General features: G+C 70.3%; 21 protein-coding genes and 1 pseudogene. 9 read left to right on the top strand and 13 right to left on the bottom strand.

Going from position 1 to position 14777, the window contains the following annotated elements:
* Window positions 1–79: 79 nt before the first annotated feature.
* On the bottom strand, window positions 80–1012 hold the full coding sequence (locus ACTWPT_RS37290) for a LysR family transcriptional regulator (RefSeq protein ID WP_443182222.1): 933 nt from the start codon (window positions 1010–1012) through the stop codon (window positions 80–82).
* Between the two features lie 96 nt (window positions 1013–1108).
* Between ACTWPT_RS37290 and ACTWPT_RS37285 the strand changes: the two genes are divergently transcribed.
* Complete coding sequence (locus ACTWPT_RS37285) at window positions 1109–1333, top strand: DUF6158 family protein (RefSeq protein ID WP_443182221.1); 225 nt, start codon at window positions 1109–1111, stop codon at window positions 1331–1333.
* Window positions 1333–1569, top strand: coding sequence for a hypothetical protein (locus tag ACTWPT_RS37280; protein WP_443182220.1), 237 nt, complete (start codon window positions 1333–1335; stop codon window positions 1567–1569). The genes ACTWPT_RS37285 and ACTWPT_RS37280 overlap by 1 nt, the downstream gene beginning before the upstream one ends.
* Here ACTWPT_RS37280 and ACTWPT_RS37275 read toward each other — a convergent pair whose 3' ends face one another.
* Window positions 1570–2556, bottom strand: coding sequence for an NADP-dependent oxidoreductase (locus tag ACTWPT_RS37275; protein ID WP_443182219.1), 987 nt, complete (start codon window positions 2554–2556; stop codon window positions 1570–1572).
* A gap of 67 nt (window positions 2557–2623) precedes the next feature.
* On the opposite strand from ACTWPT_RS37275, the gene ACTWPT_RS37270 reads away from it, so the two are divergent.
* Window positions 2624–3034, top strand: a complete 411-nt coding sequence (locus tag ACTWPT_RS37270) for a winged helix-turn-helix transcriptional regulator (RefSeq protein WP_443182218.1) — start codon at window positions 2624–2626, stop codon at window positions 3032–3034.
* Here the strand turns inward: ACTWPT_RS37270 and ACTWPT_RS37265 are convergent.
* The 3 genes and pseudogenes from ACTWPT_RS37265 to ACTWPT_RS37255 form a co-directional block, all read right to left on the bottom strand.
* Complete coding sequence (locus ACTWPT_RS37265) at window positions 3021–3185, bottom strand: hypothetical protein (protein WP_443182217.1); 165 nt, start codon at window positions 3183–3185, stop codon at window positions 3021–3023. The two genes, ACTWPT_RS37270 and ACTWPT_RS37265, sit on opposite strands and share 14 nt — an antisense overlap.
* Entirely contained in the window at window positions 3182–3385 is a 204-nt protein-coding gene (locus tag ACTWPT_RS37260) for a hypothetical protein (RefSeq protein WP_443182328.1), read from the bottom strand. Before ACTWPT_RS37260 ends, ACTWPT_RS37265 begins: the two co-directional genes overlap by 4 nt.
* Before the next feature lie 77 nt (window positions 3386–3462).
* A pseudogene (locus ACTWPT_RS37255) lies at window positions 3463–3549 on the bottom strand (hypothetical protein); the annotation flags it as partial.
* Between the two features lie 195 nt (window positions 3550–3744).
* Here ACTWPT_RS37255 and ACTWPT_RS37250 point away from each other — a divergent pair.
* Window positions 3745–4545: a putative hydro-lyase gene (locus ACTWPT_RS37250; RefSeq protein WP_443182216.1), complete on the top strand. Its 801-nt coding sequence runs from the start codon at window positions 3745–3747 to the stop codon at window positions 4543–4545.
* On the opposite strand, the gene ACTWPT_RS37245 is transcribed toward ACTWPT_RS37250, so the two are convergent.
* On the bottom strand, window positions 4530–5105 hold the full coding sequence (locus ACTWPT_RS37245) for an AAA family ATPase (RefSeq protein WP_443182215.1): 576 nt from the start codon (window positions 5103–5105) through the stop codon (window positions 4530–4532). The two genes, ACTWPT_RS37250 and ACTWPT_RS37245, sit on opposite strands and share 16 nt — an antisense overlap.
* Before the next feature lie 134 nt (window positions 5106–5239).
* Here ACTWPT_RS37245 and secY point away from each other — a divergent pair, with 134 nt between their 5' ends.
* Entirely contained in the window at window positions 5240–6529 is a 1290-nt protein-coding gene (gene secY, locus ACTWPT_RS37240) for a preprotein translocase subunit SecY (RefSeq protein WP_443182324.1), read from the top strand.
* 8 nt (window positions 6530–6537) lie between these two features.
* Here the strand turns inward: secY and ACTWPT_RS37235 are convergent, their stop codons facing one another.
* Genes ACTWPT_RS37235 through ACTWPT_RS37220 form a run of 4 tightly spaced genes read right to left on the bottom strand, consistent with a single transcriptional unit; the run spans window position 6538 to window position 9521 of the window.
* Entirely contained in the window at window positions 6538–7206 is a 669-nt protein-coding gene (locus ACTWPT_RS37235) for a response regulator (protein ID WP_443182214.1), read from the bottom strand.
* Entirely contained in the window at window positions 7203–8144 is a 942-nt protein-coding gene (locus tag ACTWPT_RS37230) for a sensor histidine kinase (protein WP_443182213.1), read from the bottom strand. The genes ACTWPT_RS37235 and ACTWPT_RS37230 overlap by 4 nt, the downstream gene beginning before the upstream one ends.
* Window positions 8145–8189: 45 nt before the next feature.
* Window positions 8190–8579 carry a PPOX class F420-dependent oxidoreductase gene (locus tag ACTWPT_RS37225; RefSeq protein WP_443182212.1) on the bottom strand — a complete coding sequence of 130 codons (390 nt, stop codon included), beginning with the start codon at window positions 8577–8579 and terminating at the stop codon, window positions 8190–8192.
* A gap of 33 nt (window positions 8580–8612) precedes the next feature.
* Window positions 8613–9521 (bottom strand): phosphotriesterase family protein, encoded by a 909-nt coding sequence (locus ACTWPT_RS37220; protein ID WP_443182211.1) that lies wholly within the window; start codon window positions 9519–9521, stop codon window positions 8613–8615.
* Window positions 9522–9680: 159 nt separating this feature from the next.
* Between ACTWPT_RS37220 and ACTWPT_RS37215 the strand changes: the two genes are divergently transcribed.
* Both ACTWPT_RS37215 and ACTWPT_RS37210 read left to right on the top strand, forming a co-directional pair.
* A complete protein-coding gene (locus tag ACTWPT_RS37215; RefSeq protein WP_443182210.1) occupies window positions 9681–10136 on the top strand; it encodes a TIGR02611 family protein in 456 nt (151 codons plus the stop codon).
* A 54-nt stretch (window positions 10137–10190) separates the two neighbouring features.
* Window positions 10191–11105 carry a TolB family protein gene (locus ACTWPT_RS37210; RefSeq protein WP_443182209.1) on the top strand — a complete coding sequence of 305 codons (915 nt, stop codon included), beginning with the start codon at window positions 10191–10193 and terminating at the stop codon, window positions 11103–11105.
* Here ACTWPT_RS37210 and ACTWPT_RS37205 read toward each other — a convergent pair.
* Together ACTWPT_RS37205 and ACTWPT_RS37200 are read right to left on the bottom strand one after the other, a co-directional pair.
* Complete coding sequence (locus ACTWPT_RS37205; protein ID WP_443182208.1) at window positions 11100–11420, bottom strand: GroES family chaperonin; 321 nt, start codon at window positions 11418–11420, stop codon at window positions 11100–11102. The genes ACTWPT_RS37210 and ACTWPT_RS37205 overlap by 6 nt on opposite strands.
* A 92-nt stretch (window positions 11421–11512) precedes the next feature.
* Window positions 11513–12433 carry an endonuclease/exonuclease/phosphatase family protein gene (locus ACTWPT_RS37200; protein ID WP_443182207.1) on the bottom strand — a complete coding sequence of 307 codons (921 nt, stop codon included), beginning with the start codon at window positions 12431–12433 and terminating at the stop codon, window positions 11513–11515.
* 142 nt (window positions 12434–12575) lie between these two features.
* Between ACTWPT_RS37200 and ACTWPT_RS37195 the strand changes: the two genes are divergently transcribed.
* Window positions 12576–13751, top strand: a complete 1176-nt coding sequence (locus tag ACTWPT_RS37195; RefSeq protein ID WP_443182206.1) for an ArgE/DapE family deacylase — start codon at window positions 12576–12578, stop codon at window positions 13749–13751.
* A 32-nt stretch (window positions 13752–13783) separates the two neighbouring features.
* On the opposite strand, the gene ACTWPT_RS37190 is transcribed toward ACTWPT_RS37195, so the two are convergent.
* The gene (locus ACTWPT_RS37190; RefSeq protein WP_443182205.1) at window positions 13784–14101 is read right to left on the bottom strand and encodes a rhodanese-like domain-containing protein; all 318 of its coding nucleotides are present in this window, start codon (window positions 14099–14101) and stop codon (window positions 13784–13786) included.
* 81 nt (window positions 14102–14182) lie between these two features.
* Between ACTWPT_RS37190 and ACTWPT_RS37185 the strand changes: the two genes are divergently transcribed.
* On the top strand, window positions 14183–14776 hold the full coding sequence (locus tag ACTWPT_RS37185; RefSeq protein WP_443182204.1) for a TetR/AcrR family transcriptional regulator: 594 nt from the start codon (window positions 14183–14185) through the stop codon (window positions 14774–14776).
* Window position 14777: the final 1 nt, after the last annotated feature.

The raw sequence follows: 14777 nt of genomic DNA, 5'->3' as shown, positions 1-14777 counted from the left end.
CTCCTCGCTGCTGGGGGGTGCCGTCAAGGTAACGGCGGACCCAGGAGCGGAGGAGTATCACTTTGCCCCTATCACCGTGTTATGGCGCGGTGCCATAAGCCGGATTTCGTACCAGCCAGTCCTGATAGACCGGGCTCCGGCGGACAGCGTCCTTGTGGGCCTCCTTGGCCTGCGCCACCACCCAGGCGGCGTCGGGTGCGGTGGGGTGGCGGCCGAGGAGCTGCCGCCAGCGCAGCGGAGCGCCGGCGAGCGGGACCATCACCAGGCCCTGGGCGGCCTGGTGGGTGGCCTGGCAGAGCACCACAGCGCGGCCGACCTGTGCGAGGTGTGTGCACGTCGAGACGTCCGTCTCGTAGATCGTGCCGGGCGTGAACCCGGCGCGGGCGCACGCCATCGCGAAGCAGTCCGCGAAGCAGCCCTCTCCTGGCGTCACCGCCCACTGCTCGTGGGCGAGATCGGCCAGCTCCGCCTCCTTCTCCTTTGCGGCGGGATGGGCCTCGGCGACCAGGCAGAAGACGGGGTCGAGGCTGATGGTCTCCCACACGAGCGTGCCGGTGGGGGTGCCGGAGTCGCCGCAGGCGCCCGTCAGCACGTAGTCGAGGCGGCCGAGCTCGACCATGCCGGTCAGCTCGTGTGCCGACCAGGACGTGTACGTGCTGACCTGACGCTCGGCGGCCAGCCGGTCGACGAGGCCGCCGAGTATCGGCCCGTTGGTGGCGCCGATGCGGAAGCCGGGGGAGGGGGCGTGGGCGAATCGTACGGCTTCCTCCTGCAGTTCTTTGGCAGCGGGGAGGAGCACCCGTGCTCTGGCGAGCACGAGTTCGCCGAGGCGGGTGGGCCTGGCGCCGTGGCGGTCGCGTTCGAAGAGGGCGCCGCCGAGCACCCTCTCGATGCGTTTGAGCTGGGCGGTCAGGGCCGGTTGTGCCAACCCGAGTAGGGACGCGGCCTTGCTCACACTTCCCGCGTCCGCGACCGCGCGGACGATTCTGAGGTGCCTGAGCTCGAGGTCCATAACGGGAAGGTAAAGCCGGGGCATCTTATAGACAATCCCTATATGTCAGGAAATATGACAGATATTGTCGGGGGACTCTGGGGTAGAGGGAAACCCATGACGACGATGGGAATAGATCCGGCCCAGCTCAGCGACGACGACCTGGTACGCGAGCTGCGCCAGCTGCACGCCACCCGGAGTGACACCTTCTTCCACGGCTCCGACGACGCCCTGGCCATGCACACATCCCGCACCAATGAGCTTGAGTCCGAATACCTCCGCCGGAACCCGGATCGTGAGGTCGACCCCTTCAGGTTGCGGGAGGGAGCGAGGCAGCGCTGATGTCCGAAGGTCACGATGTGCAGGCATTGTCGGACGTGGACATCCATGTCTACGAGGCCGTGGCGTCCCAGGCGGTCGAGAAGGGCCACGCGGACCTCAAAGGGCTGATCCGGGCGTCGGGACTGGGTGAGGAAGAACTACGCAGGAGCATGGCGCGGCTGGTCGAACACGGGTACGTCGTGCCCAAGGGGGATGGGTACGTGCTGGGGCCGCACACGTTCGAGGTCGAGTACTGATCACATCTCCAGGACGAGCTTGCCGACGAAATCGCCGCTCTCCATCAGCGCGTGCGCCTTCGCGGCCTCGGCCAGCGGGAACACCCGGTCCACGTGCGCGGCCAGTCGTCCCTCCGCCGCCAGGCCGGCGATCGACTCCAGCGCCGCATGGTCGGGCTCCACGACGAACACCCCGGACCGCAGCCCGGCCCGCTCGTACGCCGCCACGTCCCCGGGCGTCATCCCCGCGCCCCCGATGAACGCGCCCCCGGGCCGCAAGACGGGCAACGACCTGGCCGGATAGTCCTTGCCCACCATGTCGAGCACGACGTCGACGCCCGATGTGCCCGAGTCCGGCGCTATGCCCGATGTGTCCGAGTCTGGCACCATGCCCGACACCGCCCGGGCGAAGTCCACGGTGGTGTAGTCGATCACCTCGTCCGCCCCCAGCCCTCGCACGAACGCGTGCTTCGCGGCCCGCGCCGTGCCGATCACGTACGCGCCGCGTAGCTTGGCGAGCTGCACGGCCAGGTGTCCGACGCCCCCGGCGGCCGCGTGCACGAGCACCCGCTGCCCTGCCGAGACCGCCGCGACGTCGGCGAACGCCTGCCAGACGGTCAGCGCCGCCATCGGCAGCGCCGCGGCCTGCACGTGATCGATCCCGGCCGGCTTGCGGGCGAACTGCCGCGGCCTGGCGACCACGTACTCGGCGTACGCCCCGGCGTAGCGCGGGAAGTTGAGCATGCCGAAGACCTCGTCACCGGGCTTGAACCGGCCGACGTACTCGCCGACCTCCTCCACCACGCCCGACACGTCCCAGCCGGGGATCAGCGGCAGATCGACGTAATCCGGCGGATACGGCGTCCGCCGCAGCTTCCAGTCCGGCGGGTTGACGCCCGCCGCCCGCACCCGCACGAGCACCTCGTGGGCTTGCGGCACGGGCCGCGCCACCTCGGTGAGTTCCAGCACTTCCGGCTCCCCGAAGGAGCGGTAGGTAATTGCACGCATGCCTCACATGCTGGTCATCACAGGTATCCGTTGTGAAGAAGGCACTTGTTTGATATTCAGGTACCTAATGGATACTACGTTTCCCGACCTGAGACAGTACGGCGGCGCCGAGGCGTTCCTCCGGGCGTGCAAGCCCAACACGGTCCTCGAGATCTTCACCAGCAAGTGGACGGGCCTGGTGATGGGCGCCCTGCTCGACGGCCCCAGGCGCTTCAACGAGCTCCGCAGGATGCTCGACGGCATCACCCAGAAGATGCTCTCCCAGACCCTGCGCACGCTCGAGCGCGACGGCCTGGTCAGCCGCACGGTCTATCCGACGATCCCGCCGCGGGTGGACTACGAGCTGACCGGTCTCGGCAGCAGCGCCATGGGCGTGCTGCGGGCCATCGGGGGGTGGGCGGGGGAGCACGCCGACGAGGTGATCGCCGCGCGGGAGGTGTACGACAAGAAGGCGCAGGAGCCGATCAGATCCGTCTGATCCGGGCCCAGACCACGAACGTGCCGCCGAACACCGCCATGATCAGCCCGGTCCACAGGTTCACGGCGCTGCCCAGGACGCCGGCGATGATGAGGATCACGCCGTAGATCAGGAACAACCCGCCGATCACCATCCGGATATCGCTCATCATAGGATCACTCCGTACATCACAGCCGCCAGAACGAGGGCGCCCGTGCCCAGCAGCACGGGCGAGCGGTACCACTTGGCGTCCCCGGCCAGCGCGTCGTCCTCGATGGTGACGTCGCTGAGCCCGTACACGAGCCCGCGCAGCTCCTCTTGCGGCTTCTGGGTGGTGACCAGCGTGACCACGATCGACACCACCACGTCCACGGCGAACGGACCTTGGAGCGGTAGTAGAACGGCATCATCACGATGCCGAGGAACACCATCGCGGGGACCGCGCCGATCCAGTAGTAGTGCACGGTCATCGCGCCGTACTGCGCTCCGTTGGCCGCCATCCCGAGGATCTCGATCGCGCCCAGGTTCGCCGACACGAACGCCAGGCCGGTGATCCAGGCCGGCAGCCCGCGGCCGGCCAGGAAGAAGTCCAGACTGGTGCTGATCCGCCGGCGCGCGGCGAAGCCGATCGCGAGCACGGTGGCGAAGTAAATGGCGATGAGCAGGTAGTCGAGGGGGTTCACATCGAGCCGCACCTGCGCCCGCTACCCGGGAAAAGCACGACATCACGCATGAGGCGTAATGTCGTGTCTGTGGACGTCGCCGATCTGACCCCCGCGCAGGCGCGGGAGCGGTTCCGCACCGGCGAGCGGGTGCCCACCGCGGGCTGGTGCCGGGGTTGGACGCAGGCCAACCTGATCGCCGTGCCCGCACGGCTGCGGTACGACCTGCTGTTGTTCGCCCACCAGAACCCGCGGGCGTGTCCGGTGCTCGACGTGGGCGAGCCGGGGACCTCGTCGACGGAGCTGTTCGCCGGTGATCTCCGTACCGACCTGCCGGGCTACCGGCTCTACCGGGACGGCCGTCCGGTCGCGGACCTCGACGAGGTGGTGGAGGAGTGGCGCGAGGACCTCGTGCCGTTCCTCATCGGCTGCAGCTTCACCTTCGAGCGCGCGCTGCTGGCGGCCGGCGTGCCGGTGCGGCACCTGGAGCTGGGGACCAACGTGCCGATGTACGTGACCAACGTTCCCTGTACCGCGTCAGGCTGCCTTTCCGGGCCGCTGGTCGTGTCGATGCGGCCGGTGCCGGAGGAGCTGGTGAAGACCGCCGTCGACGTGAGCGGGCGTTACCCGCGGGTGCACGGGGCGCCGGTGCACATCGGCGACCCCGCGGTCATCGGCATCGACGACCTGGCCAGGCCCGACTTCGGTGACCCGGTGGAGGTGCGGGCCGGCGAGGTGCCGCTGTTCTGGGCGTGCGGGGTCACGCCGCAGGCGGCGATCATGGCCAGCGGCGTCGAGTACGCGATCGGGCACCTGCCGGGCCACATGGCGATCCTGGACGTACGGGACGAGGACTACCGCGTGGTCTGAGGCGGGATGCCCGCCGCCGTGAGCTGCTCGCCGACCGGCGGCGCGCCGCACCGGTTGTCGATCTCCAGATGCGGGACGACCGGCGGCTCGTCCACCCGGATGTTCCTCAGGTAGTCGCCGAAGGCCGCCAGCTTGCCCGCGTCCCTGCCGTACCCCCTGACCGCCAGGCGCTCACGCAGGGTCGGACCGTCGGAGCGCACCCAGAGCAGCCGCACCGGCGGGCCGCCCAGCTCCGTCACCCACTCCGCCCACCTGTCCGCGTCGTGAACCTGGGTGGTGAACGGGCCGTCGAGCAGCACCGGGCAGCCATGCCCGCGGATCTGCCTGGCCAGCCTGGTCAGGCCGGCGTATTCATGGCGTTTGATGTGCTGGTCGTACCAGGGGCCCTCGCGTTCGCCGTCCGGCCGGCCGTGGGCGCGCAGGACCTCCGCCACGAAGTCGCCGTACACGGTGTCCTTGTCGAGCACGGCGGGCACGGGGGACAGGCGGGCGAGGAGCTCGGCCGCCACCGTGGACTTGCCCGCGCCCGGCGGCCCGCTGATCACCCAGACAGTGCTCATGGGGTCAACATACGGTGGCCCACCACAGGCAGCGGCGCTTGCGCCGCGCCTACGCAGATCTGCGTACGCGGGTGCCTCGGCTGGGCGGACGACCTCCGAGGGCGCACCAGTCAGACTCGGTGCCCATGCTGACCGTGTTGACCGTATTGACCAGGGCGTTCCGGGTGCCGGACCTGCGGAAGAAGCTGCTGTTCACACTCGCGCTCATCGCGCTGTTCCGGCTGGGGCAGGTCATGCCGTCGCCGGGGGTGGACGTGGTGGCGGTGCGGGAATGCGTGGGGACGGCAAGCGGCGGGCTCTTCGATCTGGCGCAGATGCTCAGCGGGGGCGCGATGCTGCAGCTGTCGGTGTTCGCGCTCGGCGTGATGCCGTACATCACCGCCAGCATCGTCATGCAGTTGTTCGCCGTCCTGGTGCCGCGCCTGGAGACGCTCAGGAAGGAGGGGCAGCGGGGTCAGGCGAAGATCACCCAGTACACGCGCTACCTGACCGTCGCGCTCGCCCTCATGAACGCCGGCACCGTCGTCGCGCTGGCCCGTGCTGGGCAGCTGCTGCCCGGGTGCGCCCGGCCGCTGCTGCGGGACGACGGACTGCTGTCCTCGGCCGTGATCGTGCTGACCATGGTGGCGGGGGCCTGCGTGGTCATGTGGCTGGGCGAGCTGATCACCGACCGGGGGATCGGGAACGGCATGTCGCTGCTCATGTTCACGCAGGTCGTGGCCGTCTTCCCGAGCTATATGTCGAAGATCTTCGTGCTGACGCCGGTCGGCGCCGTGGTGATGACGGTGGCGGGGCTGTTCCTGGTGGCCGCTGTGGTGTTCGTGGAGCAGGCGCAGCGGCGGGTGCCGGTGCAGTACGCCAAGCGCATGGTGGGGCGGCGCATGTACGGCGGGAGCAGCACGTACATCCCGCTCAAGGTGAATCAGGCGGGCATCGTGCCGGTCATCTTCACCACGTCGCTGCTGTACCTGCCGACGCTCGCGGCGCCGCTGCTCGGGGACGAGGCGGGCGCGTGGGTGGCGCGGAACCTGACGTCGGGCACGCACCCGCTCTACATGGCCGTGTACGTGCTGCTGATCGTGGCCTTCGCCTACTTCTACGTGTCGATCACCTTCAATCCCGAGGAGGTGGCCGACAACATGCGGCGCTTCGGCGGATTCGTGCCCGGCATCCGGCCGGGGCGGTCCACGGCCCGGTATCTGGCGTACGTGCTGTCCCGGCTGACCGCGCCGGGGGCGGCGTACTTGGGGGTGCTGGCATTGTTGCCGCTGGTGGCGTTCGCGATTCTGAAGGACCCCGGAACCCAGCAGAACTTCCCGTTCGGCGGGACCAGCGTGCTGATCATGGTCGGGGTCGGGCTCGACACCGTCAAGCAGATCGAGGCGCAGCTCCAGCAGCGCAACTACGAGGGTTTCCTGAGGTAGGCAGGCGGCTATGGAGGGCCGGCGAGGCCGGCCCGCATGGCGAACACCACGAGCTGTGCCCGATCCCTGGCGCGCAGCTTCACCATGGCGCGGCTGACGTGGGTCCGCACGGTGTCGGGGCTGATCACCAGCTCCTTGGCGATCTCCTCGTTCGACCTGCCGGTGGCCACCCACGCCACCATCTCCCGCTCCCGGGGCGTGAGGGTCTCGATGCCCTCGACCGGCTCCGTCCCGTGCCGGTCGAACAGGCCGATCACCTTCCTGGTGATCGCCGGTGACAGCAGGGCGTCCCCGGCGGCGACCACGCGGACCGCGTTGGCCAGCTCGTCGGGGGCGCTGTCCTTGAGCACGAAGCCGCTGGCTCCGGCCTGGAGAGCGGCGAAGACGTACTCGTCGACGGCGAACGTGGTCACCACCACGATGCGTGTGCCCCGCAGGTCCGGGTCCGCGGCAATCGCCCGGAGGGTGGCCAGGCCGTCCATGCCGGGCATGCGGATGTCGAGCAGGAGCACATCGGGGCGGGCCCGCCGCATCAGCGCCAGCGCCGCCGCACCGTCGGCCGCCTCGCCGACGCACTCCATGCCGGGCTCCCGATCCAGCAGCGCCCGCAGCCCCATCCGCACGACCGCCTGGTCGTCGGCAATGGCCACCCGAATGTCCGGGTGGTGTGCCGTCACGCCGAGACCTGCGGGAAGCGGGCGATCACCTGGAAGCCGCCGCCCTCACGTGGTCCGGCGGTGAAGTGGCCGCCTGCCTCGGCGACCCGGGTCCGCATCCCCGAGAGCCCCCGTCCCTCGGCCGCGCCCGTCCAGCCGACGCCACGGTCGGTCACCTCGAGCACGAACTCGCACGGGTCGTTCGCCACCCGCACCAGCGCGCTGGTCGGGCCCGCGTGGCGCAGCACGTTGGTGAGGGACTCGCGCACCACCCGGTAGACGGTGTTCTGGAGACAGGCGGGCACGGCGGGGTGCGCGGGCTCGACGTCCACCGGCAGGCCCGCGGCCCGCACCCCGTCGATCAGGCTCGTCAGGTCGCCATCGGGCGGGTCGATGCCGTCGAGCGCGGCCCGTAACCCGGCGAGCGCCGTCATGCTGGTCTCCCTGATGGCCTGCAGCGAGGCCCGCGCCTGCTCGGGATCGTCGTCGAGGGTGACGAGCGCGAGCCCGGCCTGCAGCGCGATGGCCGCCAGCCCGTGCCCCGCGGCGTCGTGGACCTCTCCGGCGATCCTGGCCCGCTCCAGCGCCACCGCGTCCTCCTGGACGGCGGGGAGCACCGGCCTCACCGGTGCGGCAGGCAACGCCCAGGCCGCCTGGGCCGCGTGCGCGCGGGACGGTTCGATGTTGGCCCAGGCCGCCTGAGTGGCGTGCGCGCGGGACGGTTCGATGTCGGCCCAGGCCGCCTGAGTGGCGTGCACCGGGGGCGGTTCAGTGTCCGCGGCCGCCGCGGCTGCGGCCGCGCGGGCCTGGGCGAGTCCGCTGAACGACCAGGGGACGGCCAGCCAGCCCGCCCACGCGAGCATGACCACGACCGGAACGTCGCCCAGCCGGGTCAGGCGTGACAGAGCCGCGAGCGGCCTGCGCAGGCGGCCGCCCCTAGGCGTGTGCTGCGTCTCCATCCCCCACCCGGCCAAGGCTCGTCGTAGCCCCGATCCTAGCGAGTTTCACACTCTCCGGTTCGATATCGGCGTGCCCAGACCCCAAGAGATGATCTTGTTGGGCTTGATCCTGATGATCTCCCCCGAAAAGCCGTGGAACGGCGGCTCTTGATCCGTCAGCGCCTCCGCCGTGCCCCGGATCTCGACGCCCCGCACCGTCCACGGATTCACCGAGGCGAGATCGTCCACCACGAACGCCACCGTGCTGCCCGCCTGGATGTTCCTGAACTTCTTGGAGTTGCCCAGGTCGTGCCCGCCGATGTCGATCGTGCCCGCATCGGGGTCGACGAAGAAGCCGGTGGGGCTGTTCTGGACCTGGCCGTCGGGGGAGACGGTCGCCAAACGGCCGAGCCGCTGCGTGGCCAGGTAATCCAGCTCTTCTCGCGTGAAGGTCATACGGCAAGCGTGCAACCTCAAGCGCCGTTGAGGTCAAGCCGAGCCGGAGGTCAGCCACCGCAGCGGGTTGTCGTGGGTGAGCAGGCGGATCGTGTCCTCGCCCGTGCCCGCCTCGCGCAGGCGGGGCAGCAGCTCGTGGAACAGGTGGGCGTACCCGGGCCCGTCGTATTTGCGCAGCTGCGCGACTCGGCTCAAGCCGGTGCTGATCAGCAGGCGTTCGGCGTGGCCGTCCTCGATGAGGGCGAGCGCGATCCTGGCGGCCTGGTCGGCGCCGAGGCCGAGGACGCCCAGGCTCACGTACGCGCCCTCTTCGGCGATCTTGCGTGCGGCGCCCAGGTCGCTGCCCGCGTAGCCGACGGCGATCCGGGAGCCGGGCAGGTTCTGGCCGAGCAGGATCTCCAGCAGGGCTAGGGCGTTCGTGCCGTGGGTGGCGACGGGCAGGCGGGACTGGAGCGCGGCGCGGGCGGCGGCGATCAGGCAGCGTTCCTCGCGCGGCGTGGGCTCGGGACCCCAGCTGCCGACTTCGCCGATCACGCCGGGGAACACCCCCGTGCCGTCCAAGCCGCTGGAGATCTCGTACATCAGCTGCCTGGTGAGCTCGTCCACGTCCTCGTCGCGCACGTCCGTGAACGGCTCGGCGAACAGGCCCGTCGAGGCGATCACCGGCACTCGGCTGCTCGCCGCCACGCGGGCCAGTGTGGCCGCGTCGCGGCCCATGCCCAGGCTGGTCAGATCCACCACCAGACCCAGGTCGCCGGACTTGCGCAGTTCGCGGAACTCGCCGGCGACGGTCGCCTCCTCGTCGAGCCAGCGGTACGGGTCGGAGTCGACGCCGACCGCCCAGCGCATGTCGGTGCGCAGGTGCTCGTGGGGGAGGACGGTGCCGTTGACGGCGGCCGCGCGTACGGGACCGGTGACGGTACGAAGCAAAACCTCGGGCATAGCAGACATTAACCGATATTTGCCGAATAGTGGCAGCTCATGAGGGCGGGCGCCGGAAATTTTACGTTACGGGAAGTTTGGTGATTTGCTAGTCATCTGCAAGTTGAGGACACGGACGGGGTCGTATCCTTGGGGGCACACCGACTGCCGGGGGGCATTGTGCCGATTCAGAACTCCGACACCGGCGACGCCGACGTCATCAAGGGGGAGGCCGCCGAGGATTCCAGCATGCCCGGACGCCGCCACGGCATCCATGGCTGGCTCGACGGCATCAGAGCCACCCGTACGGGCGCGCTCACGCTGAAGATCGTGATCGGCGTGATCGGAACCGTCATGGTGGTGGGCGGTCTCGTCATGGTGCCGTTCCCCGGGCCCGGGTGGCTCGTGGTGTTCGGCGGCCTGGCGGTGCTGGCGACGGAGTTCCACTGGGCGCACAAGCTGCTGGAGTTCGGCAAGGCCACGCTGCACGCCTGGACGGAGTGGTATAAGAGGCAGGGCTGGACCGTCCGCATCATCGTGCTCGTCGTCACCCTGGCCGCGGCCGCCGTGATCGTCTACTTCGGCCTGCTCACGCTGGGCTTCGACGTCATCGAGATCGCGCAGCGCTACATCTAGACCCGGTCGTTATGGCCGCCCGGAATCGGGCGGATGCCTGCCTATTCTGCGGGCGTGATCGTCGAATTTGCCCTCGCGCTGTCCTTGACCGTCTCCGCCGCTCCGGTGGACCTCGCGTTACCCGGCACGGGCGGCATGAAATATCGCGAAAATACCGGCGATCCCGTCCAGCTCACCGCGTTCGGCCTCGGCACCAAGCGCACGTACCTGCGCTCCGCCGCCGGATCCGCCTTCGCCTGGGAGAAGAACCTCACCGAGGTGTCCGTCGCACCCGGCGGCCGGCTGGCGGCAGGCGTGCCGGCCACGTACCGCTCCGGCTACGACGCCCTCGTCGTCACCGACCGCACCACCGGCGACTCGACCAGGATCCGCACGGTCAAGAAGCCGCTGACCGCCTCCTACGCCTCCTGGTCCCGCGACGGCAAGAAGGTCGCGCTCACCGTCGAGCAGAAGGTGAGCGGCAAGTGGCGGGTGCTCGGCTTCACGGTCGTCGACGTGACCGCGAAGACCGCCCGCACGGTACGGATCAACGGCCTGAGCGCGAGCGCGGGCTTCTGGTGGAGCCCCGACGGCAATCTCGTCTCCCGGCACGGCACCGGCCTGCGCCTCTACCGGCCGTCCGACGGCGCCATCATGCGCACGCTGAACGGCGTCGGCCTGCCGACCGGCCCTGAGGACTCGTTCTCGCCGTCCGGCAAACGCCTGACCACCTGGTGCCCGTCGCGCTTCAAGGAGCAGCTCTGCCTGGTCGACCCCATCGCCGGCAAGATCGCGCAGCGGGTAGACGTACGGCCAGAGGCGGTGTTCGGCTGGTGGGACGAGAGCCATGTCATCGCGGTCATGCCGAACCGGGGCGCCTACCGCCTGTCGGTCGTGGACCTGAGCGGGAAGGTGACGCGCGTGCTCGCGAACGTCCCCGCCAAGACGTGGGCCGCGGAGTTGTGGCTCTCCTTCACCCGCGGGTCATAGGTAGAGCCCGGTCCCGTGGTCGGTCTCCTGCGTGGCCACGGCGTGCAGGTCGCGCTCCCGCATCACCAGGTAGACCTGCGCGTGGACCTCCACCTCGAACTGCTCCTCCGGGTTGAACAGCACCTTGTCGCCCACCTTGACCGAGCGCACGTTCGTGCCCACGCCGCACACCTCGCCCCAGGACAGCCGGTTGGCCAGCTTGACCGTCGCGGGAATGACGATGCCGGAGCCGCTGCGTCGCTCCTCTGCCTCCTGCTCCAGCTTGATCATGACCCGGTCGTGCAGCATCTGAATCTCGAACTTGGGCTGTTCCACGGCTCAAGTCTATGAGTCACGGTACCTGCCAACTTCCGGTACGCCTCAGCACCTTCCGGCCGCCACGCACTACCGCGTCGCTGACCTCGCGATCACGGCAGCCTGAGCTCGGCGAAGACCGGCCGGTGGTCGGTACGCCGCAGCGACAGCACCTCGAACGCGCGCACCGCTATCCGGGAGTCGGCCAGCACGTGGTCGATCGTCACCCCCGGTGACTGCACCAACGGGCCGTTCTGCGGCCAGGTCGCCACGAAGCCCTTCCCCATGACGTCGGCCGCGTCCCGATAGCCGGCCGCCAGCAGGTCGCGCATCGGCAGGTGGTCGAGCGTGGCGTTGAAGTCGCCCGCCAGCACCCGCAGCGCGTCGCCCCCGCGTGGCAGCGCTTCGAGCCCCGCCTGCCAGCACGGCTGCCGACCGTACCGTTTGGGCGCGCACGGGTGCACCGACACGATCTCGATCCGCGCCCCGCCGGGATGCTTCATCCAGGCTCTGGCCTGCCCGAACCCGCCCTCTATGATGAGCTTTCCGGCTTCGAGCGAGTGCCGGGCGTACACGGCCGACCCGCCGACGCCCGGCAGGGGGTGGGTGACGGCGTGCGGGAGCACCTTGCGCACCCCCGCCTCGTCCAACCGCTCCATGGCGGCCGGCGTGAACTCCTGCAAGGCCAGCACGTCCGGTCGCAGCCGGCCGACCAGCTCCATCAGCTGGGCCGTGTCGGCCTGGCCCACCAGCAGGTTGGCCGCCAGTACCCGTAGCATCGGCCCCTTCGCGTCCGGATTGCCGTCGGACAACGCCCGGGGCAGCACGGCCGGCACCAGCGCCAGCACCGCCACGAGCGCGACGGTGCCCGCCGCCCGCCGCCGCAGCGCCCACGCCAGCAGCCCGCCCGCCACAGCCGCCACCGTCGCGTACGGCGTGAACGCCACCACCGGCACCCACGGCCAGTCCGGCTCGAACCCGCTCAACCGCACCGCCGCCCACAAGGCGAAGGGAACCACCGCAATCCAGCTCACCCATGTCCGCACGCTCTGTATCGCCACATGTCCCACTACGGGTTCACGCCGTTAGGGTGTGCTCCATGCGCGACGTGGAGGCCCGGGTACTGAACGCCATCGACGAGGCCGAGACCGTCACCCGCTGGCGGAGACCGTCAGGGTGCCCAGTGTCACCGGCACCGACGCCGAGTCCGAGCTGCAACACCGCTTCGCCCGCCTCCTCACCGAGGCGGGCATGGACGTGGACGTATGGAAGCTCGACCTCGCCGACCTGACCGGCCGCCCCGGCTTCCCCGGCACGGAGGCCCCGAGGACCGAGGGGTACGGCGTCGCGGCCGTGACCGCCGGCGAGGGCCCGCCCGCGCTGGCGCTCCAGGGTCACGTGGACGTCGTCCCGACCGGCGACCTGGCCAAATGGGAGGGCAGCGACCCGTTCGCCGCCAGGATCGCCAGCGACGTGCTGCACGGCAGAGGCGCCTGCGACATGAAGGCAGGGCTCGTCGCCAACCTGGCCGTGGCCAGGGCGATCGCGCGGGCCGGGGTGCGGCTGGCCAGACCGCTGGCCGTGCACTGCGTGATCAGCGAAGAGGACGGCGGGCTCGGCGCGTTCGCCACTCTGGCCAGGGGCCACACGGCCGAGGCCGCGGTCATCACCGAGCCCACCAGTGGCGCGATCATCACGGCGAACGCGGGTGCGCTGACGTTCCGGCTGGAGATCGCCGGGCGGGCCGCGCACGGCGCCACCCGGTACGAGGGCGTCAATGCGATCGAGGTGTTCTGGCCGGTGTTCGAGGCGATCAGGCGCCTGGAGGCCGAGCGCAATCGGGACGTCCCTGGCCTGTTCCAGGGCAACGTGATGCCGTACCCGATCGAGATCGGCACCGTGCGGGCGGGGGACTGGGCCAGCACGGTCCCCGACCTGCTGATCGCCGAGGGCCGCCTGGGCGTGCGCCTCGATGAGGACCCGGCGGCGGCGCGGGCGGCGTTCGAGCAGGTGGTGGCGGAGGTCGCGCATCCCTGGCTGCGGGCCAACCCGCCGGTGGTGACGTGGCCGGGCGGCCAGTTCGCCAGCGGGCGGCTGCCCGCCGGACATGAGCTGCTCGGCGAGGTGCGCCGGGCGGTCGCCGGCACGACCGGCGCAGAGCCCGCCGAGTCGGCCGCGCCGTACGGGAGCGATCTGCGGCTCTACACGGCGGGCGGCATCCCGACCCTGCACTACGGCCCCGGGGACGTCCGATACGCGCACGCCCCCAGAGAGCAGGTCAGGCTGACCGAGCTGCACGCGGTCACGCGGGCACTGGCACTGCTCGCGGTGCGCCGCTGCGGAGCACTTTGAGCAGTGCGGCGTGGAGCGGCCGGGTTCTTGAGCTATGCGGACTCGACCGGCAGGCCGGCCTGAACCCAGTCCTCGATGCCCTCGACGTATCTGCGGACGTCGGTGTAGCCGAGCGCGCTCAGCCGGGCTGCCACGGCCTTGCTATTGGGGCAGGACGGGTTGGTGCAGTACGTGACGATGGGGGCGTCCTTGTCGGGCAGCAGCGCGGCGGCACGCTCGGCGACCTCGCTCTCGACCAGGGGGATGGCGCCCGGCAGGTGCTGCTGGGCGTAGTAGTCGCCGCCCAGCGTGTCGACCACCGTCACGGTGCCCAGGGCGGTCTTCAGCTCGTCACGGGTGATGACGTTCATTGTGTCCTCCAAGGAAAGTGGACTACAGTCCGATTTGTGGATGGCTCGAAAATTACCGGACCACAGTCCGGTTCGTCAAGCATGCCGCTGGAACTGTTGCGTGCCCGGCCGCCCAAGGAACGCGCGGACGCGGCACGCAACAGGGAGAAGGTGCTCGCCGCCGCGGCGGCGCTCTTCGCGGAGAAGGGCGTGGAGGCGGTGTCCATGGACGCGATCGCCGCGGCGGCGGGAGTGGGCAAGGGCACGCTTTTCCGCAGGTTCGGCGACAAGTCAGGGCTGGCCGTGGCACTCCTGGACGACCGCGAACGCGACCTGCAGCAGCGCATCCTGTCGGGCCCGCCGCCGCTCGGCCCCGGCGCGCCCGCCCGGGAGCGGCTCGCCGCCTTCGTCACCGCATACCTGCGCTATCTCTTCGACCACCTGGACCTGGTCCGCATGTCGGAGACCGCCAGCCCGGGCGCGCGTTACCGCATCGGCGCCTACCGGTTCTGGCACCGGCACGTCGCCATCCTGCTGGCGGAGTCCCGCCCCGGCGCCGACGCCGACGTCCTGGCGCATGCGTTGATGGCCGCCGTGGGCGCCGAGGCGGCAGGCGTGCTGAAAGACGACTACGGCCAGGACCGGGCGGTGCAGGGCATCACCGACCTGGCCCTGGCCGTGGCGAACGCGGGCTGAC

The sequence above is a fragment of the Nonomuraea sp. 3N208 genome (assembly GCF_052245935.1).
Taxonomy (GTDB): Bacteria; Actinomycetota; Actinomycetes; order Streptosporangiales; family Streptosporangiaceae; genus Nonomuraea.
This window is presented reverse-complemented; position numbering and strand designations above follow the sequence as displayed.